This is a genomic window from Bradyrhizobium sp. WSM471 (assembly GCF_000244915.1).
GTDB lineage: Bacteria > Pseudomonadota > Alphaproteobacteria > Rhizobiales > Xanthobacteraceae > Bradyrhizobium.
In genome coordinates this window covers 6313286-6337567 of the sequence record NZ_CM001442.1, presented here as the reverse complement: position 1 = coordinate 6337567, position 24282 = coordinate 6313286, and the positions used below count along the sequence as shown (strand labels likewise).

Sequence of the window (24282 nt, the reverse complement as noted above, 5' to 3'; positions counted from 1 at the left end):
CGCAATGACGGACGATGTAGCGGCGCCTCCCGCGCCCCTACGGCCGCAGATAGAGATAGCCCTGCGACTGGAGCTCGGCCAAACGGACCACACCGCCCTTCTCCGCGCTGACGAAGCCCGGCAGGAGATCCGCGAGCGTGACGTTTTGCGCCTTCATCGTGTTGCCGCAGGCGGCGAGCTCGACGCCGTCCTTGGAGAAATCGCCGACGCGCTTGCTGATGTCAGGATTGGCCTGCGCCGAATGAAACGCCTTCAGCGCCGGCCCGTGGATCACCAGCGCGATCGTCACATGGTCCGGGCCGCCGACGCCCTCGATGTGGTTCTGGATGTTGCCGAGCACGAAGTTGACCTTCTCGGCATCGCTCAAATGATACACCACCTTCAGCTTGTTGCCCGTGCCGGCGTCCGTCGCGGCCTTCGCGCTGGAGGCGCCAAGCGCCGCGCCCAGGCCCGAGACGGCGCTGCACAACATGTTCCGGCGGTTCATGACGATCTCCGTCGATTGCGCCGGACACATATCATTTGTGGCGGAGCGCGGCGAGTTCCTTGCGGTCGGTCACGAGCGAGGCGCATTCCTTGTTGTCCGTTCGATCTAGGCGGAAAATCCCGTCATCGGCCCCGGCGACCAGTGACAGTTCGGCATCCTCATCCGGCTTGTTGTTCTGCCAGACCCTGACCCGCGCGAGCCGCACGATCGCCGATTTGTCGTCCTTCGAGAGCGCGACGCCGATGCCGCCGCCCTCGCAGTCGACGCCGCAACCGAGGCGGATTTCGGTGCCGTCCTTGGTGAACACGGCGTGATGACAGGAGCCGCTGGAGTCGAAATCGCCGGAACGGTGACGATATCTGAAGCCGAGGCGGAAGGAGTTGTGGAGCTGCTTGTCTTCGGTGTCCATCTCCGCCGAGATCAGCAGCTTCATCGCGGCGACCTTCTGCTTCGGATGACGTGCCAGGTGCTCGGCATCGTAGCGCCGCACGAAGCAGGCATAGGCCTTGTTGCCGGGTGTGCCGGCATACATGCGCGCGTTGAAGGTCTCGGCTTCGGCCTTGCTGGCTTCGCGGATATCGTCGGCCTCCTCGGCGTGAGCGGCGCCGCCAAGCGCGGCAAACAAGACGGCAGCAACGAGAGAAAGCTTCATGATGGCCTCGAATGCAGCAGCTGAGCTGTACGCTGTAGACGCGGCCCAGGTGCGACGCGTTCAACGTTCGCACATCTGACATGATCTTAGCTGGGCGGAGGGAGGATGAGGTTCCACGCCGGGCATTAGTCATCGGTGGGGTCATGAAGGTTCATTCGATGTGGCGCCTTCGACTACCGGAACTGGACGCCCTCCGTTCGCTCCGAGATTGCCCGATTTCATCGATGTGATAGCCTTCACAGACGATCGCCTTTGGCAGTCGTAGGCTGGGGTCTGCCTTCGTGAGTGTGTGGAGTCCCCCGCAATGGGCGAAATTCGCAACTTCAGATCCGGGAATGACGAGCCGCCTTCGCACGGCCCTATGCCTCGTCGTCTCGCGGCCATCATTGTCGGTGACATCGCTTCCTACAGCCGGCTGATGCAGGCCGACGAGGAGGGCACGCACGTCCGCGTCAAACGGATCGAGCGGGATCTCATCCAGCCCAGCATCGTCGAGCACCACGGAAGTCTGGTGAAGACGACGGGCGATGGCTTCATCGCGATTTTCGACAGCCCGGTCGAGGCCGTCCGCTGCAGCATCGTCATCCAGCAGAATCTCATCGGCCGCAACGCCTCGCTTGCGAAGGAGACCCGGATCGAGTACCGGATTGGCGTCAATCTCGGTGACGTCATCGTGGAGCCTGATGACGTCTACGGCGATGGTGTCAACATCGCGACGCGCATCGAGGGCATCGCCGAGCCAGGCCAGGTCTTTATCTCCGGCGCGATCTACGAGCAGATCAAGCACAAGGTCGTGTGCGGCTACGAGTCGCTCGGGGACCGCAAAGTCAAGAACATCACCGATCCCGTGCGCGTCTATAAAGTGCTGCCGGATGCAGACGCGGTCGGCAGGACGCGGGGGCGGCGCGAGAATGCCCTGATCTTTCTGCTGGGGATCACGCTGTCGGTGATGGCCGCCGGCGTGCTGTGGTATCTGCTGGCTCAGGCACCGGGCAGGGTGGGCGAGCAGGCTGCCGTCACTACCGTTTCTCCTAACGCTTCTCCTGCCGCATCACCGAGCCCGCAGCCCTCGCCGCGCGAAGCGGCGCCTCAGACGCCGCAGCCATCTCCCCCCTCGGCTTCGTCATCTCCGTCGCCCGCTCCCGCGCCAAGTCAGTCGACAAGTCAATCGACAAGTCAATCGGCACCCCCCGCCCGCGAACCCGAGATGGTCGCCATTCGCGGGGGCAGCTTTGCGATGGGAAGCAATGACGACCCGACCGAGCGTCCTGTCCATCAGGTGACGGTCAAGCCGTTCTCGATCGGCAAATATCCGGTGACCGTGCAGGAATGGAACGAGTGCGCCGCTGCAAAGGCGTGCGGCTTCACGGCTATCGGCAAGGACGATGCGCCGGTCGGCAATGTGAGCTGGACCGACGCGCAGCAATATGCGGCCTATCTCGCTCAGGCGACGAAGAAGACTTATCGGCTTCCGAGCGAAGCCGAATGGGAATATGCCGCGCGGGGCGGAACGCAGACCAAATATTGGTGGGGCGACAAGCTGCAGCCGGGCATGGCAGGTTGCAAGGATTGCGGTGATCTCGCCGCCGAGCAGCCGGCGAAGGTCGGTAGCTTCAGGCCGAATCCGTTCGGGCTCCACGACATGGGCGGCGGTGTCGATCAATGGGTCGAGGACTGCTGGCACAAGACCTATCAGGGCGCGCCCACCGACGGCTCGGCATGGAGCAGCGGGGACTGCAGCGCTCATGTCCTGCGCTCGGGCTCCTGGAAGAACGATTCGAGATATGTGCGGCCGTCCAACCGCGATGGCTACGACACCAATGTTCGTTACCCCACGCACGGGTTCCGCGTGGCGCTCAGTCCTTGAGTGGAGGAGTTGGTTTGATGCAGATCCTTCGTTGCGTCGCGCTGGCAGCGGCGCTCGCATTGCTCCCGGGGGCAGCCTTTTCGCAAGGCAAGGCAGCTCCCAAGGACGCAAAGCTCTATTTCATCACCCCGCATGACGGGCAGAAGGTCCGCGGCGGATTCTGGGTCCGGTTCGGCTTGCGCAACATGGGAGTGACCCATGCCGGCGACGAGTATCAGAACGCCGGTCACCATCATTTGCTGATCGACGTCAACGACCCCATCGATCCCAAGGAGCCGATCCTGCAGGACAAGTCGCATCTGCATTTCGGGGCAGGGCAGACCGAAACGCTGCTCGAGCTTCCGCCCGGGACGCACACGCTTCAACTCGTGCTGGGCGATGCCAGGCACTATCCGTTCGAGCCGCCGATCGTGTCGGAGAAGATCACCATACGTGTCAGGCAGCCCGCCACGGCGCGGTAGGCGGTCACCGCAGGCTGGCGTTGAACTTGTCCAGCGCCGCCGAGCCCGGGCAGAGCGTGTCCGCTTCCAGCGTGTTGAGCGGCGTCTCCACCGTGTCGAGATGCTCGTGCAGATCTTCCGCGTCGGGATCGACGTAGAGCAGGCCGGTGACGATCTGTCCCTTGGCGGCGTGCTTTTGCAGGAAGGTCTGGGCGCCGAGCCGGTCGTGCGGATCGTAGTCGGCGTCGATCTTGCGCAGCGCGATCCTGCTGCCGTCATGCTGCTCGACCATTTGCACCGTGCCGGGTGCGTAATCCACCGCAATCGGATCGCGGCCGACCAGCACGTCGAGCCGGTTCACCGCGTCATTGTGCTCGCGGACATAGTCGAAGCTCTTGGTGGAGCCGGCGTGGTTGTTGAAGGCGATGCAGGGGCTGATGACGTCGATGAACGACGCGCCCTTGTGGCGGATCGCTGCCGCGATCAGCGGCACGAGCTGGGTCTTGTCGCCGGAGAACGAGCGCGCGACGAAAGTCGCGCCCAACTGCAGCGCGATGGCGACGAGGTCGATGGCGTTGTCGGTGTTGGTGACGCCCTTCTTGGACTTCGAGCCGCGGTCGGCGGTCGCCGAGAACTGGCCCTTGGTCAGACCGTAGACGCCGTTGTTCTCGACGATATAGGTCATGTTGACGCCGCGCCGGATCGAATGCGCGAACTGGCCGAAGCCGATCGAGGCGGAATCGCCGTCGCCGGAGACGCCGAGATAGATCAGGTCGCGATTGGCGAGATTGGCGCCGGTCAGCACGCTTGGCATGCGGCCGTGCACGGAGTTGAAGCCGTGCGAATTGCCGAGGAAATAGTCCGGCGTCTTCGACGAGCAGCCGATGCCCGAGATCTTGGCGACCCGGTGCGGCTCGATCGAGAGCTCATAGCAGGCCTCGATGATCGAGGCCGTGATCGAGTCGTGGCCGCAGCCGGCGCACAGCGTCGAGATCTTGCCCTCGTAGTCGCGATGGGTGTAGCCGAGCTCGTTCTTCTTCAGCCCGGGATGGTGGAATTTCGGCTTTGCAATGTAGGTCATGACACGGCCTTGCGGAGCGGGGTCACCTTGAGATGATCCTGGTGGTCGCCAATGGCTTTAGCGATGAAGCGGGCGGTGATCGGCGAACCGTCGTAGTGCACGATCGGCACCAGCCGCACCGGGTCGATGCCGTTTTCGTTGACGATGAGCTGGCGCAGCTGGCTGTCGCGGTTCTGTTCGACAACGTAGACGAAATCGTGCTCCGCGAGGAAGCTCGCCACGCTGGAGTGGAACGGGAAGGCGCGGATGCGCAGGCGATCGAGCTGATGGCCTCGTGCCTCCAACAATCCGATCGCCTCGTCCATCGCCGGCGTGGTCGAGCCGAAATAGATCACGCCGTATTTGGTCGGCCGTTCCGCATTGGCCTGGAGCGGCCGCGGCACCAGATCCTGCGCGGTCTCGAACTTGCGCATGAGCCGCTGCATGTTGTCGGCGTAGACTGAGCCTTCTTCGGAGTAACGCGCATAGCGGTCACGCGACGTGCCGCGGGTAAAAAAGGAGCCCTTGGTCGGATGCGTGCCGGGATAGGTTCGGTACGGGATGCCGTCGCCGTCGACGTCGAGATAGCGGCCGAAGTCGCGGCCTTCGTCCAGCATCTCCGCGGTCATCACCTTGCCGCGGTCATATTGCCTGGAATCGTCCCATTTCAGCGGACGGCAGAGCCGGTGGTTCATGCCGATGTCGAGGTCGAGCATCAGGAAGATGGTGGTCTGGAGCCGCTCGGCGAGATCGAAAGCCGCGGCCGCGAACTCGAACGCCTCGGCGGGATCCTCAGGAAACAGCAGCACATGCTTGGTGTCGCCATGCGAGGCATAGGCGCAGGCGATGATGTCGCATTGCTGGGTGCGGGTCGGCATGCCGGTCGAGGGACCGGCGCGCTGGATGTTCATGATCACGGCCGGGATTTCGGCGAAGTATGACAGGCCGATGAACTCGGTCATCAACGAGATGCCGGGGCCGGAGGTCGCGGTGAAGGCGCGCGCGCCGTTCCAGGAGGCGCCGATCACGATGCCGATCGAAGCCAGCTCGTCCTCGCCCTGCACGATCGCGTATTTCGCCTTGCCGGTTTCCGGGTCGTGCCGGTACTTCTTGCAGTGCGCGGTGAAGGCCTCCGCCACCGACGAGGACGGCGTGATCGGATACCAGGCGCACACCGTGGCACCGCCATAGACGGCGCCGAGCGCGGCGGCGCTGTTGCCTTCGATGAAGATGCGGTCGCCGACCTTGTCGGACTTTTTCACCCGCAGCCCGGTCGGGCATTTCAGATTTTGCAGAGCCCAGTCGCGGCCGAGATGCAGCGCGTGGACGTTGGACGAGAGCAGCTTCTCCTTGCCCTTGTACTGCTCGCCGATCAGCTGCTCGATCAGTTTCGGGTCCATGTCGAGCAGCGCCGAAAGCGCGCCGAGGTAGATGATGTTCTTGAACAGCTGGCGCTGGCGCGGATCGGTGTAGGTCGAGTTGGTGATCGCGGTCAGAGGGACGCCGATCACGGTGATGTCGTCGCGGAATTTGGTCGACGGCATCGGCTTGGTGGAATCGTAGAACAGATAGCCGCCGGGCTCGATGCCGGAGACGTCCTTGTCCCAGGTCTGCGGGTTCATCGCGACCATCATGTCGACGCCGCCGCGGGCGCCGAGATGGCCGTCTTCCGTCACCCGCACCTCGTACCAGGTCGGCAGGCCCTGGATGTTGGAGGGGAAGATGTTACGGGGGCTCACCGGAACGCCATGGCGCAGGATCGCGCGTGCAAACATCTCGTTGGCGCTGGCCGAGCCCGAGCCGTTGACGTTGGCGAAGCGGACGACGAAGTCGTTTACGCTGCTGATCGGCTTTTTGTCGGACATGTCGAACCCGCTTGAGTCATCTCGATCAAATATTTCTGCATGTCCCAGGCGCCGGTGGGACAACGCTCGGCGCACAGCCCGCAATGCAGGCAGACGTCCTCGTCCTTGACCATCACGCGCCCGGTCTTGAGATCGCTGGACACATAGAGATCCTGGTCCGGATGCAACGAGGGCGCTTTCAGCCGCTGACGGAGATCGCCTTCCTCGCCATTGTCCGTGAAGGTGATGCAATCCATCGGACAGATGTCGACGCAGGCATCGCACTCGATGCAGAGCGAGGTCGAGAACACGGTCTGGACGTCGCAGTTCAGGCACCGATGGGCCTCGCCCAGCGCCAGCTTGACGTCGTAGCCGAGTTCGACCTCGGTGCGGATGTCCTTTAGCGCGATCACCTTGTCGCGATGCGGCACCTTGTAGCGCTTGTCGTTGGAGATGTCGTTGTCATAGCTCCATTCGTGGATGCCCATCTTCTGCGAGGAGATGTGCACCTCGGGCAATGGACGCTCGGTGACGTCCTCGCCCGAGAGCATTTTGTGGATCGACAGCGCGGCGTCATGGCCCTGCGCCACCGCCCAGATGATATTCTTCGGCCCGAACGCGGCGTCGCCGCCGAAAAACACCTTCGGGTTGGTCGAGACGAAGGTTTGCGGATCGACCTTGGGCATGTGCCATTTGTCGAACTCGATGCCGCAGTCCTGCTCGATCCAGGGGAAGGCGTTCTCCTGGCCGACCGCGACCAGCACGTCGTCGCATTCGATGGTCTGGTCCGGCTCGCCCGAGGGCACGAGGTTGCGCCGGCCCTTGGCGTCGTATTCGGCCTTCACCTTCTGGAAGGTGATGCCGGTGAGCTTGCCGTTGTCATGGACGAAGGCTGTGGGCACGAGGAAGTTGAGGATCGGAATGTCCTCGTGCAGCGCGTCTTCCTTCTCCCAGGGCGAGGCCTTCATTTCCTCGAAGCCGGAGCGCACCACGACCTTCACCTCTTCGCCGCCGAGGCGGCGCGCGGTGCGGCAGCAATCCATCGCGGTATTGCCGCCGCCGAGCACGATGACGCGCTTGCCGATCTTGTCGGTATGACCGAACGAGACCGAGGACAGCCAATCGATGCCGATATGGACGTTGGCGGCGGCTTCCTTGCGTCCGGGAATGTCGAGCTCGCGGCCGCGCGGTGCTCCGGAGCCGACGAAGATCGCGTCGTACTTCTCCGCGAGCAGCGCCTTCATGCTCTCGATGCGGTGGCCGCCCTTGAAGTCGACGCCGAGATTCAGGATGTAGCCGGTCTCCTCGTCGATGACCGAGTCGGGCAGGCGGAATTTCGGGATCTGCGAGCGCATCATGCCGCCGGCTTGCGGATCGGCGTCGAACACGGTGCAGTGATAGCCGAGCGGCGCGAGATCGCGGGCCACTGTCAGCGAAGCGGGACCGCCGCCGACGAATGCAACGCGCTTGCCGTTCTTGGCCGAGGGCCGCGGCAGGCGTTGCGTGATGTCGTCCTTGAAGTCGGCGGCGACGCGCTTGAGGCGGCAGATCGCGACCGGGGTCTCCTCGACGCGTCCGCGGCGGCACGCCGGCTCGCATGGACGATCGCAGGTGCGGCCCAGAATTCCGGGAAACACGTTCGATTTCCAATTGATCATATAGGCGTCGCTGTAGCGGCCTTGGGCGATCAGTCGGATGTATTCGGGAACGGGAGTGTGCGCAGGACAGGCCCATTGGCAATCGACCACTTTGTGAAAGTAGTCGGGGGCCGCAATATCGGTCGGTTTCATTCCTACCCTGTCCGCGCAGGCTCAAAGACCCCGCGGCCTTTTCTTGAGCTTGCGAACGCTAACGCGCGGCGATCTGGTTTCTGAATGACGTCATTGGGTTAGCTTATTAGAACCGGTCCGAAGTACAACGGCAAATTTGGGGGATCACCGGCTTTCATAGGAGCCCAGCGCGCACATCATTAATGGCCGTGGGCAATATGTGGCGGTGCAGCATGTTGCGATGCGTCCGACGGCTTAGTTGCGCGCGATGTCGCTCTTCGCGAGGTCCCACATCAGCGCATACGTGCCGACCGACACGGGAAGCGGGAATGGCGCGGCGGCAGGGCCGGTGAAGCGCGCGGCGATCACGGCCGAGACCGCGCCGACATGCGTGCCGTCGATCAGCGCGAACCAGTCGCGCGCGCCTTCGTTGCGGACCGCCGGGATATCCGCCGTCGCGCCCGACAATTCCGGTTCGCTTTCGAGCAGATGCATCGAGATGATGCCGTCGTGCTTTTCCGGCGCCAGCCTCTCTTGCAGTGCATCACGCCACGCGGGTGCATTGTCCGGCGTCGGCCGCAGCCGCACGAGCCCGAGCGCCGCGCCCCGTCCGGTACCGTTGCTGATCGTGATGCGCGCGACCACGCGCAGCATGTCCTTGAAATGCGCCATGCTCCGCCGCGACCATTCAGTCTGATTGGCGAGCCGCGCCCGGTAGGCGGGACTGTCGAGCACGTCGAGCGTCGCGGTCGAATACAGCGACAGATATTTGGGATTGGCGGCGTGCGCGACATAGCGCCGCGCCTCCAGAAAACCCTCGATCGCAACGCGCTCTTCCAGATGCTCGCGATCGTACCAGCGATTGAAATCGGCTTCATCTGAAACGTCGATATTCATCGACGTCAGCAGCATGCCTTTTCCAGCGAGTGGCATTTTCTTGTGTCCTTCCAACTATCCCCTCATGGTGAGGAGCCACGAAGTGGCGTCTCGAACCATGAAGGCCCGGCTCTCGCGTCTCGGCCTTTCATCCTTCGAGACGCGCTCCGTCGGAGCGCTCCTCAGGATGAGGAGATAGATCGATCTAGCGCGAGATCTTCGAAGCGATGTCCGCGATCGACCTCATGACCGCGTCCCGCACGCCGGTATCATAGAGCGAATGGCCGGCTTCTTCCACGATGCGAATCTCGGAACCCGGCCACGCTGTCGCGAGCGCCTGCGACGTCTCGGGAGGGCACAACAGATCGTAGCGGCCCTGGACGATGATGCCGGGAATGCCGTCGAGCTTGCCGGCGTTCCGCAACAACTGGTTCTCCGACATGAAGCTGTCCTGGACGAAATAATGCGCCTCCATGAACGGTGTCGCCGGCAATGTGCGCCATACATTCAGCGACGCCAGGTCGATCCGCGTCTTTGCCGCCTTGTGTTCCGACAAGGCGCGCTCGGTGTCGTGCCAGGCGCGCGAGGCCGGGCCATGCACGGCCGGATCGGCATCAAGGATGCGGCGATAGTAGGCTTCCACCGGCCGCGCGCGTTCCTCGACCGGCAGCACGCTGAGAAAATCCTCGTAGAGCGCGGGGTAGAATTGCGACAGGCGCGAGGTGAAAGCGGTCTCGACTTCAACACGCGTGCCGAGAAACGTCGCGCGCAGCGCAATCCCGGAGACGCGATCGGGATGCGCCTGCGCATAAGCCAGCGCCAGCGTCGCGCCCCAGGAGCCGCCGACCACCATCCAGCGCGCGACGCCGAATTTCTCGCGGATCTTTTCCATGTCCGCGATCAGATGCTGCGTGGTGTTGTGCGCGCGCGATCCCTTCGGCCGGCTGCGGCCGCAGCCGCGCTGGTCGAACAGCACGGCATGGAAACGGTCGGGATCAAACAGCCGGCGGTGGTCGGGCTGGCAGCCGCTGCCGGGGCCGCCATGCAGGTAGACCGCGGGGATTCCATCGGTGCGGCCGACGCTCTCGACATAGAGCTCGTGGCCGTCGCCGACGTCGAGCATTTCGGAGGTCAGCGGCGCAAAGGGATCGGCGCGCTTGACTGAGCTGGCCGCGTCGGCGTCAGGCATCATTCCCGGATTCCAGAGTGCCGCCGGCGAAATTGCGGTAGACGAAGCGGTTGGTTTCGCCCTCGGCCTCGCGCTCGGCCTGCTTGAAGATGGTCTCGTGCAGCGGCGACAGCGCACAGGCGGGATCGGTGTTGGCGGCATCGCCGGTCAGCGCAAAGGCCTGGCAGCGGCAGCCGCCGAAATCGATCTCGCGGAATTCGCAGGTCTTGCACGGCTCCTTCATCCAGCCGGTGCCGCGATAGCGGTTGAAGGCGTCCGAGTTCTGCCAGATCCAGGCGATCGAATGGTTGGAGCGCACCGATTCGAAGTCGAGACCGGTGATGCTCTCGGCGGCGTGGCAGGGCAGCACCTTGCCGGCCGGCGAAATGTTGAAGAACTGCCGACCCCAGCCGCCCATGCACTTCTTCGGCCGCAGCGCATAATAGTCGGGCACGACATAGTCGATCGTCAGCCGGCCCTTCAGCCGCTCGCGCGCCTCCTCGACGATGCGGGTGCACTCGTCGAGCTGCGTCACGGTCGGCATCAGCGCGGCGCGGTTCTTCAGCGCCCAGCCGTAATATTGCACATTGGCGACCTCGAGCCGGTCGGCGTCGAGATCGATCGACATCTGGATGATATCGGGCAGTTGATGCAGGTTCTGCCGGTGCATCACCGCATTCACGGTGAGCGGCAAATCAAGCTCGCGCGTCCATTTTGCCACTTCGAGCTTCTTGCGGTGCCCGTTTTTGTAACCGCCAACGCGATCGGCCAAGCCCTCTTCGGTGCCCTGGAAGCTGATCTGCACATGGCAGAGCCCGGCATCCGCAAGCTCGCTCAGCCGCTCGCGCGTCAGCAGCACGGCCGAGGTGATGAGGTTGGTGTAGAGGCCGACGTCGCTGGCATGCTTGACCAGTTCGACGAGGTCCTTGCGCGCCGTCGGCTCGCCGCCGGAGAAATGCACCTGGAGCACGCCGATCTCGGCGAGCTCGCTCAGAACTTTCTTCCATTCCTCGGTGGTCAGCTCCTTGCCCGAGCGGTCGAGCTCGACCGGGTTGGAGCAATAGGGGCATTGCAGCGGGCAGCGATGGGTGATCTCGAGCAGCACGGCGAGCGGAATGCCGAACGCCTCCGCCGTCGAGCGGCTCTTCTCCAGCACCGCGAGGCTGTCGCTGGCGTCGGGCGGGATGGTGGGATTGCCGAGCACATCGCTCATGACGTCTTCTCCCGGGCCTCCGTGAGAAAGCCCTTGTCGGCGAGATCCTGCAGCATGACGATGACGTCGGCCAGGATCGCCTCGCGCGGCGCGGCGTATTTTGCCGCGAGCTGGTCGGACATTTCGCCGACATTGCGCTCGCCATCGCAGAGCTGCAAGACCTCGACCGCGATCTCGTCGGGCGCCAGCACGCGTTCGGGCGCCAGGATCACCCAGACTTTCCGCGTCTCGTCATATTTCAGCTTGGCGTGCCGCGGCAGAACCGGCCGGCTGGTCTCGCTGACGCTGATGTGACGCGGCCCGGCCATCGGTGTTCCTCAGCTCGCCTTTGAGTGTTCTTGGGGCACGAACGCGCCCGGCGGAATGTGGCCCTCGACATAGGCGTGTTGGAGCGCGTCGAGCTGCACCCATAGCACGTTGGTCTTGAAGATCAGCGCGTTGCAGACGGACGCGCGTTGCTCGGGCGTGGTGGCATGCGCCTTGACATAGTCGAGCGCAAAGCCGGCATCGCGCGGCGCCTGGGTCAGGCGCCGCTTGAAGTAGCTCATGATGTCGGGATTGACGAAGTCGTAGTGCTCCAGCATGCCGGCAATGCGCTCTTCGTGCAGGTTCGGCGCGAACAATTCGGTGAGCGAGGAGGCGATCGCCTCCAGCGGCGACTTCTCACGGCAATAATGCACATAGGCTTCCACGGCAAAGCGCGTCGCCGGCAGGATGCCTTCGGTCGATTCCACGTAAGCCGTGTCCAGCCCGAGGCCGTCGGTCAGCTTCAGCCAGCGTTCGATGCCGCCTTCGGAGCCAATGTCGCCGTCATGGTCCTCGATGCGGTGGCGCCATTCCACGCGCGTGGCACGATCGCGGAAGCGCGAGATCACCACCGCGTCCTTGATCGGGATGGTGCTCTGGTAATAGTAACGGTTCAGCGCCCAGGCCTGGACCTGGCCCTTGTTGAGCTTGCCGCCGTGCAGCAGCTTGTGGAACGGATGCAGGCTGTGATAGCGCGTCGCGCCGATATGGCGCAGCGTCGCCTCCAACTCCTCGGCCGAGTTGAGCCTGATGTCCTTGCCGATCGAGAGCGCGGTCATTCCAGTCAGTGACGCGGCATTCACAGTTCGATCTCCGTTCCGTCAGCGGGTATCTGCCAGCCCGCCGCTTCAGCGGCCTTGCGCTCGGGGGACGCGGGCAGCAGCGCGGGGTTCGAGTTATTGATATGCAGAAATATCTTCCTGTCGAGTGCGAGGCCGGCGAGCCGCGCGATGGCGCCGTGGTCGCCGGACATCGCGACATGGCCCATGCTCTTGCCGGTCTTGTGGCCGAGCCCGGCCTTGATCATCTCGTCGTCCTGCCACACCGTGCCGTCGAAGAACACCAGCGAAGCGCCGTCGATTTCGGCCTTGAGCGCGTCGGTGACCTCGGCGCAGGCGGCAATGAAGTAGAAGCATTTGCCGGTCGCTTTGTCGGTGATCTTCAGCCCCAGCGTATCGCCCTCGCCGGTGTCGCCGCCCGGATGCGCCTTGCCTTCCAGGTACCAGGCCGATTTGCCCGAGACCGCGAAGGGCAGCACCTCAAGCCCTGAGCGCGCCCCGTCCGGCAGCCGCGGCTCGAACGGCTCATTAATCCCGATCGGCAGGCGCTGCACGTTCTTCTCGTTCAGCACGTTGAAGATGCTGTTGGCCTTCAGGATCGCCAGCACCTTCTCATGCGCATAGACCGTGAAGGGCGAGCCCTCGCGCATCGACAGCAGGCCTGCCACTGCGTCAACTTCGCTGTTGGTCAGGATCACGCCTGCGATCGGCGTATGGCGCAGCGCGCCTGCCTTCGGATGCAGCTGCGGCGTGGCATTCAATTGCTGGCGGAGGTCGGGAGAGGCGTTGATCAAAAACCAGTGCTCGCCGTCGCCAGTGAAGGCGACCGAGGCTTGGGTCCGTTGCAGCTCTTGGCCGTTTTCACGGGCCGTCCGGCAGCCCTCGCAGCCGCAATTCCATTGCGGCACTCCGCCGCCTGCTGCGGCGCCCAGGACGACGACGCGAAGCATGATCCGTCTCCTGGAGACAATGTCGCGAGGTGGACCTCACGCCAACACAAATCCTGTCTTCCGGACATGCATCGTGACCGAAAGATCCACCTGCGCAGAACGCGAACCAACCGCTTACTTGCGGGTGGCGCTCACATACATGTTGATTTCCATGCCACAGGGCACTTCGACGATCTTTGGGGCTTTCCAGGCCATTTCGGCTCTCCATTTTCGAGATTTCGGACGTATCCGCCCGGAGCTAAGTTACTGCGAGCACAAAAGTTCGCCAGTGAAATTTTCCCGAGCAAGGGCATATTGCGCCGCGAAAAAAGCGTCGGGAACAGTACTTTCTGGTGATGCGGCTCTGCGCTTGGGCGTATTCGGTCGCGAACCCTGTCCTGATAAAGCAGTTGTGAGTGCAGTGCAGCTTTCAATCCGGTACAGGCGACCCAACTGGAACTTCGTGATGCCCAGATATTTCTTCAACACCCGTATCGGCGACGAACTGATCGTGGATCCTGAGGGAGAGGATTTGCGCAATCCCGACCGTGCCTGGGAGGTTGCCCGCCAGATGATTCTGGAGGTGCTGCGATCGGAAGGCACCCAGCCGGCCCTGCTCGAGGCCGTCATCGAGGTCACCGACCGCGAAGGCGAGATCGTGCTCGAATTCCCCTTTACCGAGGCATTGCTGGACATTCCGGACCAATCCGCGACGCGGCATTAGCCCCCGACTCTCTCCCCGTCATGGCGAGCGTAGCGAAGCAATCCAGTCTGCCTCCGCGGAGGCAGACTGGATTGCTTCGTCGCAAGCGCTCCTCGCAATGACGGAGAATGAGCCTCACCCGGCATCCCCCGCCCTTCGCCCCTGCGAAATCCGCATGGCTTTGCCGCGTTCCCGGGGCTAAAAGACGCCGGTTAAACGGAGCAAGCCATGCAAGATCTCTGGCGCCTGTCGGCGGCCGACCTCGCCAACCTCGTCAAAACCAAAAAGGTCTCCGCCAGGGAGGCCGCGCAGGCCGGCCTGGCCCGGCTCGACGCCGTCAATCCCAGCCTCAACGCCGTGATCGACCACCGCCCGGAGGACGTGCTCAAGCAGGCCGACGCCGTCGATGCCGCCCTCGCCAGGGGCGAGGACCCCGGCGTGCTCGCCGGCGTGCCCGTCACCATCAAGGCCAATGTCGACCAGGAGGGCTTTGCCACCACCAACGGCCTCAAGCTCCAGCGCGACCTGGTCGCGCGCGAGGACAATCCGGTGGTCGCCAATTTCCGCAAGGCCGGCGCCGTCCTGCTTGGGCGCACCAATTGTCCGGCCTTCTCCTATCGCTGGTTCACCACCAACTTGGTCCACGGCGACACCAAGAACCCTCGCGACGCCTCGCTGACGCCGGGCGGATCGTCCGGCGGCGCCGGTTCGGCGGTCGCGGCCGGCATCGGCCATATCGCCCATGGCACCGACATCGCCGGCTCGATCCGCTATCCCGCCTATGCCTGCGGCGTGCATGGTCTGCGCCCGACGCTCGGCCGCATCCCGGCCTTCAATCCGGCCCTGCCGGAGCGTCCGATCGGGCCGCAGATCATGGCGGTGTCGGGACCGCTGGCGCGCACCGTCAACGACATCAGGATTTCGCTCGCGGCGATGTCGGCCCGCGACATCCGCGATCCCTGGTTCGTGCCCGTGCCGCTGGAAGGCCCCGCGCGGTCCAAGCGCGCCGCGCTCTGCCTCAACCCGGATGGCCTTGCGACCGCGCCCGAGGTGAAGGCCGCGGTCATCGATGCCGGCAAACGGCTCGAGCGTGCCGGCTGGACCGTCGAGACAATCGAGAACACCCCGCCGATGCGCGAAGCAGTCGAGTGGCAGATCAAGCTCTGGCTCGGCGACGGCTACGAGGCGCAGCTCGAGATGGCCGAGCGTGAAGGCGATCCCGGCGCGCTGGCGTGCCTGCACGGCAACCGCGGCAGGGTCACGCCAATGGACCAGGCCAATTACGCCAAGGCATTGACCCGCCGCGCCACGCTGACCCGTGACTGGATGCTGTTCTTCGAGACCTATGCCGTGCTGCTGACACCGGTGTCCGGCGAGCTGCCGTTCCCCGATCATCTCGACCGCAAGGACGACGCTTCCTTCAAACGCGTCTGGGAAGCGCAACTGCCGCAGATCGCGATTCCCTTCATGGGGCTGCCAGGCCTCGTGGTCTCCACCGGTCTCGTCGGCAAGGCGCCGGTCGGCGTGCACATCGTGTCCGGCCGCTATCGCGAGGATCTCTGCCTGCTCGCAGGCGAGGCGATCGAGGCGGGCGGCGTGCCACCGTCGCCGATCGACCCCGTGGGTTAGCGATGTCCGTGATCTACGACTTCAAGGCCAACTCGCTTCTCGGCGAAGAAGTCGCCCTGCGCAGCTTCGAGGGACAGGTGCTGCTGATCGTCAACACCGCGAGCAAATGCGGCTTCACGCCGCAATATCGCGGGCTGGAGGATCTGCATCGAGATCTCAATCCGCGCGGCTTCTCGGTGCTCGGCTTTCCCTGCAACCAATTCGGTGCGCAGGAGCCGGGACCGGCGAGCGAAATCCAGGCGTTCTGCTCGACCAACTACGACGTCACCTTTCCCCTGTTCGAGAAGATCGACGTCAACGGCAGCAATGCGCATCCGTTGTATGAGTACCTGAAACGCCAGCAATCCGGCCTGCTGGGTGCCTCCATCAAATGGAATTTCACGAAATTCCTGGTGGACCGTACCGGCAAGGTGGTCGCGCGCCACGCGCCGACCGCCCGGCCCGAAGGATTGCGGCAGCAAATCGAGACCCTGTTATGAGCGAGACAATCATGAGCGACGAATTTCCGGACCGCCTTTCGGTCGATCCGAACAGCCCCTTTTACAATGCGGACATCCTGGCGCGCGACGTCGGCATCCGCTTCAAGGGTGTCGAGAAGACCAATGTCGAGGAATACTGCATCAGTGAAGGCTGGGTCCGCGTCACCGCCGGCAACGCCAAGGACCGCCACGGCAACCCGCTGACCATCAAGGTGCACGGCCCGGTCGAGCCGTATTTCAGGGATAAGAAGTGACGGCGAAGCCGTCATTCCGGGGCGCGCGATAGCGCGAACTATGGTGCGCGGTTGCGCACCTGAGAATCTCGAGATTCCGGGTTCGATGCTGCGCATCGCCCCGGAATGACAGGAGCCAACACCATGTCCGTCCGCATCGTCGACGTCCGCGAGATCACGAAACCGATCTCTTCGCCGATCCGCAACGCCTATATCGATTTCACCAAGATGACGACGAGCCTGGTGGCCGTCGTCACCGATTTCGTGCGCGACGGCAAGCGCGTCGTCGGCTACGGCTTCAACTCCAATGGCCGCTACGGCCAAGGCGGCCTGATCCGCGAGCGTTTTGCCTCGCGCATCCTGGAGGCCGATCCGAAATCGCTGCTGAACGCGGCCGGCGACAATCTCGATCCCGACAAGGTCTGGGGCGCGATGATGACCAACGAGAAGCCGGGTGGACATGGCGAGCGCTCGGTCGCGGTCGGCACCATCGACATGGCGGTGTGGGATGCCGTGGCGAAGATCGCGGGACAACCGCTGTTCCGGCTGCTGGCTGAGCGTCATGGCGTCAAAGCCAATCCGCGCGTGTTCGTCTACGCCGCCGGCGGCTATTATTATCCGGGCAAGGACCTCTCGATGCTGCGCGGCGAGATGCGCGGCTATCTCGATCGCGGCTACAACGTCGTGAAGATGAAGATCGGCGGCGCCGCTATCGAGGACGACCGCACCCGTATCGAGGCGGTGCTGAAGGAGATCGGCAACGACGCGCAGCTCGCCGTCGACGCCAACGGCCGCTTCGATCTCGAGACCGGCATCGCCTATGCCAAGATGCTGCGGGATTATCCCTTGTTCTGGTACGAGGAAGTCGGCGATCCCCTCGACTACGCGCTGCAGGCAGCCCTCGCCGAATTCTATCCGGGACCGATGGCGACAGGCGAAAACCTGTTCAGCCACCAGGACGCCCGCAATTTGATCCGCTACGGCGGCATGCGGCCCGACCGCGACTGGCTGCAATTCGACTGCGCGCTGTCCTACGGCCTGTGCGAATACCAGCGCACGCTGGAGGTGCTGAAGACCCACGGCTGGTCGCCGAGCCGCTGCATCCCGCACGGCGGCCACCAGATGTCGCTCAACATCGCAGCCGGCTTAGGCCTTGGCGGCAATGAGAGCTACCCCGACCTGTTCCAGCCCTATGGCGGCTTCCCCGACGGCATCAGCGTCGAGAATGGCCACATCACCATGCCGGAGCTGTCAGGCATCGGCTTCGAAGGCAAGTCGGATCTCTACAAGGAGATGAAGGCGCTGGCGGAGTAATTCACGCGGCTGCGGCGGCATGCGCCGTTGCGATAGTCGCGCGCCCCCTCAACGTCGTCCTGGCTTTCGCCAGGACGACGATGGAATACGAAGCGAGTGCGTCTCTACGACAACCGCATGTCCAGCAGCCGCCGCCCTTCGGCCTTCAGCAGCTTCTTCACCGCGCTGGAGGCCACGACCTCGCCGTCATTCGCATAAGCTTCGTGGTTCTTCTCGATGTCGTCGAGGCGGTAGAGGTAGTTGACCATCACGCCGGCGGACTCGCGCACGCCCTTGGGCGAGAGATCCCCTAACCAGTTGATGCGCTCGAGGCGGGCGCCGTTGCCGAGATGGAAGCGCGCGACGGAGTCGATCAGCTTGCCCTTCGGCGTGCGCGCCTTGAGGAAGTAATGCGCGGCGAGCGGTTCAATCACGCCACGCAGCAGCGTCGTGGTCTCGGGGTTCTCGAACCATTTGGGATCGTCGAGGCGCTTCAGCACTTCGCGGTCCTCGTCCGACAGCGGCAAATCCTTGTCCTGCTTCACCCAAGGCATGAAGCCCGGCACCGGCGACAGCGTCACGAAATTGTCGAGCTTGGGCAATTCGCGGCGCAGCTCCTCCACCACCTGCTTGATCAGGAAGCTGCCGAAGGAGATGCCGCCGAGACCGCGCTGGGTGTTGGAGATCGAGTAGAACACGGCGGTGCGGGCGCGCTCGATCGGGACGGAGGGGCGATCGACCGCGAGCAGCGGCGCGATCGCGCCGGGGATCGTCTCGGTCAGTGCCACCTCGACGAAGATCAGGGGCTCGTCGACCATTGCGGGATGGAAGAAGGCGTAGCAGCGGCGGTCGACCGGATCGATGCGGCGGCGCAGATCGTCCCAGTCGCTGATCTCGTGTACGGCTTCGTAACGGATGATCTTTTCGAGGATGTTGGCCGGGGTCGACCAGTCGATCCTGCGCAGCACGAGAAACCCCCTGTTGAACCATGACGAGAGAAGATGCGAGACGTCGCGATCGAGTGCGGCGAGATCGGCGTGCCCGTTCATCATGTCGAGCAGGTCGGCGCGCATCTTGACGAGATCGCCGGTGCCGCCGGGCGCGCGGTTGAGGCGACGGATCAGCTCCTGCCGGCGCGGCTCGGAGGCGAAATGCAGGGCGCTGGCATCCTCGTCGGCCGGCTTGGCGCGCCATGTCTCGATCGCCTTGGACAGGCGTTCCCGATCCGGGCCGAAATCGCGCACCAGGGCTTCGAAAAAGGCGCGACGTCCCGCCGCATCCAGGTCCTGGTAGATGTCGAGCACCTCACGCGCCATGGCGGTGCCCGAAGCTTCGCCCCGGCCCGACAGCAGCGCGCCGCAGAGCTCGATCAGCCCATCGGCGTCCGGCTTGGTGTCGGCAGAATCCCCGCGGCGAAGCAGCGTGCGGCCGCGCTCGGAGATGGTGGTGAGCAGGTCGGAGAAGAAGGCGTTGGCCATCGGGGCTTTCGTCTCAGGTTTGTGCGGTGCGGGAATCTTACACGGGATTTGGGCGGAAGCCGATCACAATCAAGCGCAAGAATTTGGCAAGTTTAGCTGGGGTGTGCGTTTCCAAAACCCAAAGAAAGCTGTCATGCCCCGGCTTGACCGGGGCATCCAGTACGCCGCAGCTTTTCGGTTCTAGCCGCGCCGTCCCGGAGTACTGGATCGCCCGGTCAAGCCGGGCGATGACACCGAGTGTGTGGCAAACTCCGTCGGCGTCCGCCCCGTCACCTGGCGGAACGCCGCCGAAAACGCCGGCACGCTGGCATAGCCGAGCTGGGTCGCGAGCTGCTTCACCGAGACATTGGCATCCGTCGACAGCCGCTGGATCGCCGCCGCAATTCTTGCGCGCTGGCACCAGCTCTTGAAGCTCAATTGTGTTTCCGTCGAAAACAGCCGCGACAGCGTGCGCGCGGAGGTTCCGACCTCGCGCGCCAGCGCGTCGAGGTCGTGCAGGCCGGTGGGATCGTCGAGCACGATCATGGCCGCGCGCCGGCAGCGCGGCTCGTGTGGCAGCGGCACGAAGGTCGCGGAATCCTCGGCCTGGACCAGTTCCAGCATCACCAGGCGAACCAGCAGATCGGTCCGCTCCTCGGTATTGCGCGCGTCGAACAGCGCGAGGATCGCCTGGTTCAGCAGCGGCGACACCCGCACCACGAATTCCCTGGTCAGTCCCTCATGGCGCTGCTCGCGCTTCAGCCAGGCGAGGTCGAAATACAGCGTGCGCATCTCGATATCGGCGAGCAGATCGATGGCGTGCTGGAGCCCGGCGGGGACCCAGACCGCGCGATCCGGCGGCACCAGCCAGCGTCCCCCGGGCGTCGTCACCTGCATGGTGCCCCTGGCGGCATAGATCAGCTGAGCCTCGCGGTGCATGTGCGGATCGATCCGCATGCCCTTCGGGTAGTCGCGCGCGACCAGATGCACGCCCGCGGGCGAGCGATGGTTGCTCCGGACCTCCCGAAGGATTGGCGTTTCCAAGACAGTCATTGGCGGCATCCCGTCATGCCCAAGACATATAACTCATTTCGGAGCAGGAGAGGATTCGGAATGAACAGCCCCAGCCGGGTGATCAGTTTCGTCAATGCGGGCCATTTCATCGACCATTACGCGATGCTGATTTTCGCCGCCGCGGTGATCATCATGGGACCGGCGCTCGGCATGGCCTATTCGGAACTCCTGCCTTATGCGACGCCGGGCTTCGTCGCCTTCGGCGCGGGCTCGCTGCTCACCGGCTGGCTCGGCGACCGCTGGAGCCGCCGCCACATGATGCTGATCTTCTTCGTCGGCATCGGCGCCTCCATGATCTCGGTCGGCTTCGTGCAGACGCAGGCGCAGCTCGGCGCGGCGCTGTTCGCGATCGGCATTTTTGCCTCGATCTATCATCCCGTCGGCACTGCGATGATCGTCTCCTACGCCGACAGGCTCGGCCGCGAGATGGGCATCAACGGCGTCTGGGGCAATCTCGGCGTCGCGTCGTCGGCGCTGGTCACCGGCGTGATCGGCCAGTATCTCGGCTGGCGGTTCGCCTTCATCGTCCCGGGCATCGTCACGATCCTGATCGGCATCGCGTTTGCGATGATGGTCGTGCACGAGGACCGCAAGGGCTCGAAGCAGGCGGCAGCGCAGGCGCGCGTCGCCAAGCAGGACATGTGGCGCGTGATCCTGTCGCTGCTGATCGTGGTGATCGCGATCTCCACCACCTTCAACGCCGTCACCGTGGCGCTGCCAAAGCTGTTCGCGGAGCGGCTCGCCGATCTCACCAAAAGCCCGGCGCTACTCGGCGTCATCGCCGCCTGCGTCTACGTGTTCGGCGCGATGACGCAGTACACGATCGGCCGGCTGCTCGACCGCTATTCGCTGAAGACGGTGGCGCTGCCGCTGTCCTTCATGCTGGCGCCGTTCCTGTATCTGGCCGCGAGCCTGTCCAATCTGCCGCTGATCCTGGTCTCGATCGGCATCGTCATGGGCGCGTTCGGACAGGTCACGGTCAACGACGCCATGGTCGGCAAATACACCAGCGAGGAATGGCGCTCGCGCGCCTATGCGGTGCGCTATTTCATCGGCTTCACCGCCGCCGGCGCGTCCGTCGGCCTGGTCGCCTGGCTCTACGAGCAGGGCGGCTTCGTCACCATGCTGCATGCCTTCGCCGCACTCTGCCTGCTCGCGATCGCAGCCGCGATCATTCTCCCGCGCGAGATCGGGACACCGCAGGCGGTGTGAGGGGAATGCTCTCGTGTCCCGGACGCGCTGCAGCGTGCAACGCTGCTGCGCAGAGCCGGGACCCAGACGCTGCGAATTCCTGTGCCGCATGGGCCCCGGCTCTGCAGCGCACCGCCGAAGAGGCGCTGCGCTGCATCCGGGGCACGAGGCCGGCACTCTCTCCACGCGTCATTGCGAGGAGCGTAGCGACGAAGCAATGACGGGGGGATGTGGCGGCGGCTCGCTTAGTCTGCCGATGATGCCATTATGCCGGTGTTTTGCCCGACGACGCAAGCAATTTCGGCAAAGCCGAAACCTGAGCTTCGTAGAGACAAAATTTTCTCCAGCCTTTTCAACCTCATCTCTACTGTGCATGGGGTTGTTTTCGCGCTTTTTGGTGTTGCCTCCCCAATCCACTGCAAGCGCGGGGAACCCGCTCCACCTCCCGCGGGTTCTATCCCCGTGATCCCGGCACCTTGCGGGGCCAGATGAAGGGGGAAAATTCCTGCATGCAGTGGAGCCTGCTCCGACCGGTCGGCCTTGTCCCCGCGGCGCTTGTCCTCACCACCATTGCGGCCAGTGCCGAGGGCGGCAAATCGGCCGGTCCCTCGGAATTCCTGCTGGTGGCGCAGATCGTGCTGTTGATCGCGGTCGGCCGCGGTCTCGGCGAGATCATGCAGCGCCTCGGCCAGCCCTCGGTGATCGGCGAATTGCTCGCCGGCATCCTGCTCGGGCCGTCGCTGTTCGGTTGGGTCTGGCCCGACGCGCAGCACGCGATCTTCCCAAGCACGCCCGAGCAGAAGGCGATGATCGACGGCATCGCGCAGTTCGGCATCCTGCTGCTGTTGCTGCTGACCGGCATGGAGACCGACCTGAAGCTGGTCAGGAAGGTCGGCAAGGCCGCGATCGCGATCTCGATCGCCGGCATCCTCGTGCCCTTCGCCTGCGGTTTTGCGCTCGGCGAGTTCCTCCCCGACGCGCTGTTGCCGAATCCGCAAGCCCGCCTGGTGGCGTCGCTGTTCATGGGCACGGCGCTGTCGATCTCCTCGGTGAAGATCGTCGCGGTGGTCGTCCGTGAGATGAACTTCATGCGCCGCAATGTCGGACAGATCATCGTCGCCACCGCCGTCATCGACGACACCATCGGCTGGATCATCATCGCCGTCATCTTCAGCCTGGCCTCGCACGGCACGCTGGATATCGCCTCGGTGGCAAAGGCCGTGCTTGGCACGCTGGCCTTCCTCGCCATCAGCTTCACCATCGGCCGCCGCCTCGCATTTCAGTTGATCCGCTGGGCCAACGACAATCTCGTCAGCACCGCGCCCGTCATCACGGTGATCTTGCTGCTGATGAGCGTGATGGCGCTGATCACGCATCTGATCGGCGTCCACACCGTGCTCGGCGCCTTCGTCGCCGGCATTCTGGTCGGCGAGTCCCCGATCCTGACGCGGCAGATCGACGAGCGTCTGCGGGGGCTGATCTCGAGCTTCTTCATGCCGGTGTTCTTCGGTCTCGCCGGCCTGAGCGCCGACCTCACGGTGCTGCGCGATCCCCATCTGTTGATGCTCACCGGCCTGCTGGTCGTGATCGCCAGCGTCGGAAAGTTCGGCGGCGCTTTCGTCGGCGGAACCGTGGGCGGGCTGAACACACGGGAGTCGCTGGCGCTCGCGAGCGGCATGAACGCGCGCGGCTCGACCGAGGTGATCATCGCCACCATCGGTCTTTCGATCGGCGTGCTCAGCCAGAACCTGTTCACGATGATCGTGACCATGGCGATCGTGACCACGATGGCCATGCCGCCGATGCTGCGCGCGGCGCTGGCGAAGCTGCCGATGAACAAGGACGAGAAGGAGCGCCTGGAGCGTGAAGAGTTCGAGAAGCGCGGCTTCGTCGCCAATCTCGAACGTCCCTTGCTCGCGATCGACGAGAGCGTCAACGCCACCTTCGCCGCCCACATTGCCGGCCTGATCGCCGGCATGCGCGGCCTGCCGATCACGGTGCTGCACATCGGCAAGCGCGCGAAGGAGCAGGAGAAGGGCCGCGACGAGGAAGAAAGCCACGAGGCGGTGGTGAAGAAGGCGGCTGAAGCGGTATCAGCGACCAGTGACCAGGACGTCCGTAACGTCGATGTCACGACGCGGGTCCGCAAATCCGGGCTCGGTGAAACCATAGGAGACGAAGCGAAGAAGGGCTTCGATCTCCTTGTCGTCGGCATCGACAAGGTCACGGCTACCAAGGAGCGATTCGACCGCAAGATCGAGGACATCGCAGCGGAGTTCGAAGGACCGCTCGCGATCGTCGCGGCCAAGGGCAAGCACCTGAAGCAGCCGATGCCCGAGGCGCTCAACATCCTCGTTCCGGTCTCCGGCAGCGGCGTCTCCAAGCGCGGCGCCGAGGTCGCGGTCGCGCTGGCGCAGGCCGGATCAGGCTCGCTCCGGGTGATCTATGTCGCGACGACCCGCGACAAGGGCGCTCAGCGCGGCGCCTCGCGTGGTCTGAACCAGGAGGCCGGCATCCTGAAGGACGCCAGCGATCTCGCCGCCCGCTACGAGGTCGACATCACCACGACCTTGCGCGCGAACCGGGCGCCTGAAGTGGCAATCCTGCGCGAGATCGAGACCACCGACGTCGATCTCGTGGTGATGGGCGTCGACCGCATCCAGGCCGACCATCTCTCCTTCGGCGGCGTCGCCGACGCCGTGCTCAGGCAGGCGAAGGTCTCTGTGCTCCTGGTCTCGAGCGGCGAGGCGCGGCAGGTGGCGGCGGAGAAGGCGTAACGGAAGGTGCGCTCCCTCTCCCGCAAGCGGGAGAGGTTGCAGTGAGTCTGTAGCGA

The 24282-nt window shown here is 64.2% G+C and carries 23 protein-coding genes; 9 read left to right on the top strand and 14 right to left on the bottom strand.

Features of this window, described 5'->3' with window-relative positions:
• Positions 1 to 37: 37 nt before the first annotated feature.
• Positions 38 to 487: a DsrE family protein gene (locus BRA471DRAFT_RS28880; RefSeq protein ID WP_007613784.1), complete on the bottom strand. Its 450-nt coding sequence runs from the start codon at positions 485 to 487 to the stop codon at positions 38 to 40.
• A gap of 31 nt (positions 488 to 518) precedes the next feature.
• Positions 519 to 1139, bottom strand: coding sequence for a hypothetical protein (locus tag BRA471DRAFT_RS28875; RefSeq protein ID WP_007613782.1), 621 nt, complete (start codon positions 1137 to 1139; stop codon positions 519 to 521).
• Between the two features lie 304 nt (positions 1140 to 1443).
• Between BRA471DRAFT_RS28875 and BRA471DRAFT_RS28870 the strand changes: the two genes are divergently transcribed.
• A complete protein-coding gene (locus BRA471DRAFT_RS28870; protein ID WP_007613780.1) occupies positions 1444 to 3006 on the top strand; it encodes an SUMF1/EgtB/PvdO family nonheme iron enzyme in 1563 nt (520 codons plus the stop codon).
• A gap of 17 nt (positions 3007 to 3023) precedes the next feature.
• On the top strand, positions 3024 to 3467 hold the full coding sequence (locus tag BRA471DRAFT_RS28865) for a DUF4399 domain-containing protein (protein WP_007613778.1): 444 nt from the start codon (positions 3024 to 3026) through the stop codon (positions 3465 to 3467).
• Positions 3468 to 3471: 4 nt separating this feature from the next.
• On the opposite strand, the gene BRA471DRAFT_RS28860 is transcribed toward BRA471DRAFT_RS28865, so the two are convergent.
• The 10 genes from BRA471DRAFT_RS28860 to pqqA all read right to left on the bottom strand — a co-directional run bounded on the left by BRA471DRAFT_RS28860 (position 3472) and on the right by pqqA (position 13606).
• Positions 3472 to 4527, bottom strand: a complete 1056-nt coding sequence (locus tag BRA471DRAFT_RS28860; protein WP_007613776.1) for a 2-oxoacid:ferredoxin oxidoreductase subunit beta — start codon at positions 4525 to 4527, stop codon at positions 3472 to 3474.
• Entirely contained in the window at positions 4524 to 6371 is a 1848-nt protein-coding gene (locus BRA471DRAFT_RS28855; protein WP_007613775.1) for a 2-oxoacid:acceptor oxidoreductase subunit alpha, read from the bottom strand. Before BRA471DRAFT_RS28855 ends, BRA471DRAFT_RS28860 begins: the two co-directional genes overlap by 4 nt.
• Positions 6341 to 8140 (bottom strand): FAD-dependent oxidoreductase, encoded by a 1800-nt coding sequence (locus BRA471DRAFT_RS28850; protein ID WP_007613774.1) that lies wholly within the window; start codon positions 8138 to 8140, stop codon positions 6341 to 6343. The genes BRA471DRAFT_RS28855 and BRA471DRAFT_RS28850 overlap by 31 nt, the downstream gene beginning before the upstream one ends.
• Before the next feature lie 234 nt (positions 8141 to 8374).
• Positions 8375 to 9052, bottom strand: coding sequence for a DUF4286 family protein (locus BRA471DRAFT_RS28845; protein WP_007613773.1), 678 nt, complete (start codon positions 9050 to 9052; stop codon positions 8375 to 8377).
• Positions 9053 to 9200: 148 nt separating this feature from the next.
• A complete protein-coding gene (pip, locus tag BRA471DRAFT_RS28840) occupies positions 9201 to 10187 on the bottom strand; it encodes a prolyl aminopeptidase (RefSeq protein WP_007613772.1) in 987 nt (328 codons plus the stop codon).
• The gene (pqqE, locus tag BRA471DRAFT_RS28835) at positions 10177 to 11376 is read right to left on the bottom strand and encodes a pyrroloquinoline quinone biosynthesis protein PqqE (protein WP_007613771.1); all 1200 of its coding nucleotides are present in this window, start codon (positions 11374 to 11376) and stop codon (positions 10177 to 10179) included. The genes pip and pqqE overlap by 11 nt, the downstream gene beginning before the upstream one ends.
• Positions 11373 to 11684, bottom strand: coding sequence for a pyrroloquinoline quinone biosynthesis peptide chaperone PqqD (pqqD, locus tag BRA471DRAFT_RS28830; RefSeq protein ID WP_007613770.1), 312 nt, complete (start codon positions 11682 to 11684; stop codon positions 11373 to 11375). The genes pqqE and pqqD overlap by 4 nt, the downstream gene beginning before the upstream one ends.
• Positions 11685 to 11693: 9 nt before the next feature.
• On the bottom strand, positions 11694 to 12461 hold the full coding sequence (pqqC, locus tag BRA471DRAFT_RS28825) for a pyrroloquinoline-quinone synthase PqqC (RefSeq protein ID WP_371258333.1): 768 nt from the start codon (positions 12459 to 12461) through the stop codon (positions 11694 to 11696).
• Positions 12462 to 12481: 20 nt separating this feature from the next.
• On the bottom strand, positions 12482 to 13411 hold the full coding sequence (gene pqqB / locus BRA471DRAFT_RS28820; RefSeq protein ID WP_007613761.1) for a pyrroloquinoline quinone biosynthesis protein PqqB: 930 nt from the start codon (positions 13409 to 13411) through the stop codon (positions 12482 to 12484).
• A gap of 114 nt (positions 13412 to 13525) precedes the next feature.
• Complete coding sequence (gene pqqA / locus BRA471DRAFT_RS28815; RefSeq protein WP_007595659.1) at positions 13526 to 13606, bottom strand: pyrroloquinoline quinone precursor peptide PqqA; 81 nt, start codon at positions 13604 to 13606, stop codon at positions 13526 to 13528.
• Positions 13607 to 13856: 250 nt separating this feature from the next.
• Between pqqA and BRA471DRAFT_RS28810 the strand changes: the two genes are divergently transcribed.
• From BRA471DRAFT_RS28810 to tarD, 5 genes are all read left to right on the top strand, one after another.
• Positions 13857 to 14114: a hypothetical protein gene (locus BRA471DRAFT_RS28810; RefSeq protein WP_007613759.1), complete on the top strand. Its 258-nt coding sequence runs from the start codon at positions 13857 to 13859 to the stop codon at positions 14112 to 14114.
• A 207-nt stretch (positions 14115 to 14321) separates the two neighbouring features.
• On the top strand, positions 14322 to 15722 hold the full coding sequence (locus BRA471DRAFT_RS28805; protein WP_007613758.1) for an amidase family protein: 1401 nt from the start codon (positions 14322 to 14324) through the stop codon (positions 15720 to 15722).
• 2 nt (positions 15723 to 15724) lie between these two features.
• Positions 15725 to 16201: a glutathione peroxidase gene (locus BRA471DRAFT_RS28800; RefSeq protein WP_007613757.1), complete on the top strand. Its 477-nt coding sequence runs from the start codon at positions 15725 to 15727 to the stop codon at positions 16199 to 16201.
• Positions 16198 to 16455 (top strand): DUF3297 family protein, encoded by a 258-nt coding sequence (locus tag BRA471DRAFT_RS28795; RefSeq protein ID WP_007613756.1) that lies wholly within the window; start codon positions 16198 to 16200, stop codon positions 16453 to 16455. Before BRA471DRAFT_RS28800 ends, BRA471DRAFT_RS28795 begins: the two co-directional genes overlap by 4 nt.
• 123 nt (positions 16456 to 16578) lie before the next feature.
• Positions 16579 to 17748, top strand: a complete 1170-nt coding sequence (gene tarD / locus BRA471DRAFT_RS28790; RefSeq protein ID WP_007613755.1) for a D(-)-tartrate dehydratase — start codon at positions 16579 to 16581, stop codon at positions 17746 to 17748.
• A 104-nt stretch (positions 17749 to 17852) separates the two neighbouring features.
• Here tarD and BRA471DRAFT_RS28785 read toward each other — a convergent pair whose 3' ends face one another.
• Positions 17853 to 19205: a malonyl-CoA decarboxylase gene (locus BRA471DRAFT_RS28785; protein ID WP_007613754.1), complete on the bottom strand. Its 1353-nt coding sequence runs from the start codon at positions 19203 to 19205 to the stop codon at positions 17853 to 17855.
• A 180-nt stretch (positions 19206 to 19385) separates the two neighbouring features.
• Positions 19386 to 20237 (bottom strand): helix-turn-helix transcriptional regulator, encoded by an 852-nt coding sequence (locus BRA471DRAFT_RS28780; RefSeq protein WP_007613753.1) that lies wholly within the window; start codon positions 20235 to 20237, stop codon positions 19386 to 19388.
• Positions 20238 to 20297: 60 nt separating this feature from the next.
• Here BRA471DRAFT_RS28780 and BRA471DRAFT_RS28775 point away from each other — a divergent pair, with 60 nt between their 5' ends.
• Both BRA471DRAFT_RS28775 and BRA471DRAFT_RS28770 read left to right on the top strand, forming a co-directional pair.
• Entirely contained in the window at positions 20298 to 21470 is a 1173-nt protein-coding gene (locus BRA471DRAFT_RS28775) for an MFS transporter (protein WP_007613752.1), read from the top strand.
• A gap of 488 nt (positions 21471 to 21958) precedes the next feature.
• Entirely contained in the window at positions 21959 to 24226 is a 2268-nt protein-coding gene (locus tag BRA471DRAFT_RS28770; RefSeq protein WP_007613751.1) for a cation:proton antiporter, read from the top strand.
• The last annotated feature ends 56 nt before the right edge of the window (positions 24227 to 24282 follow it).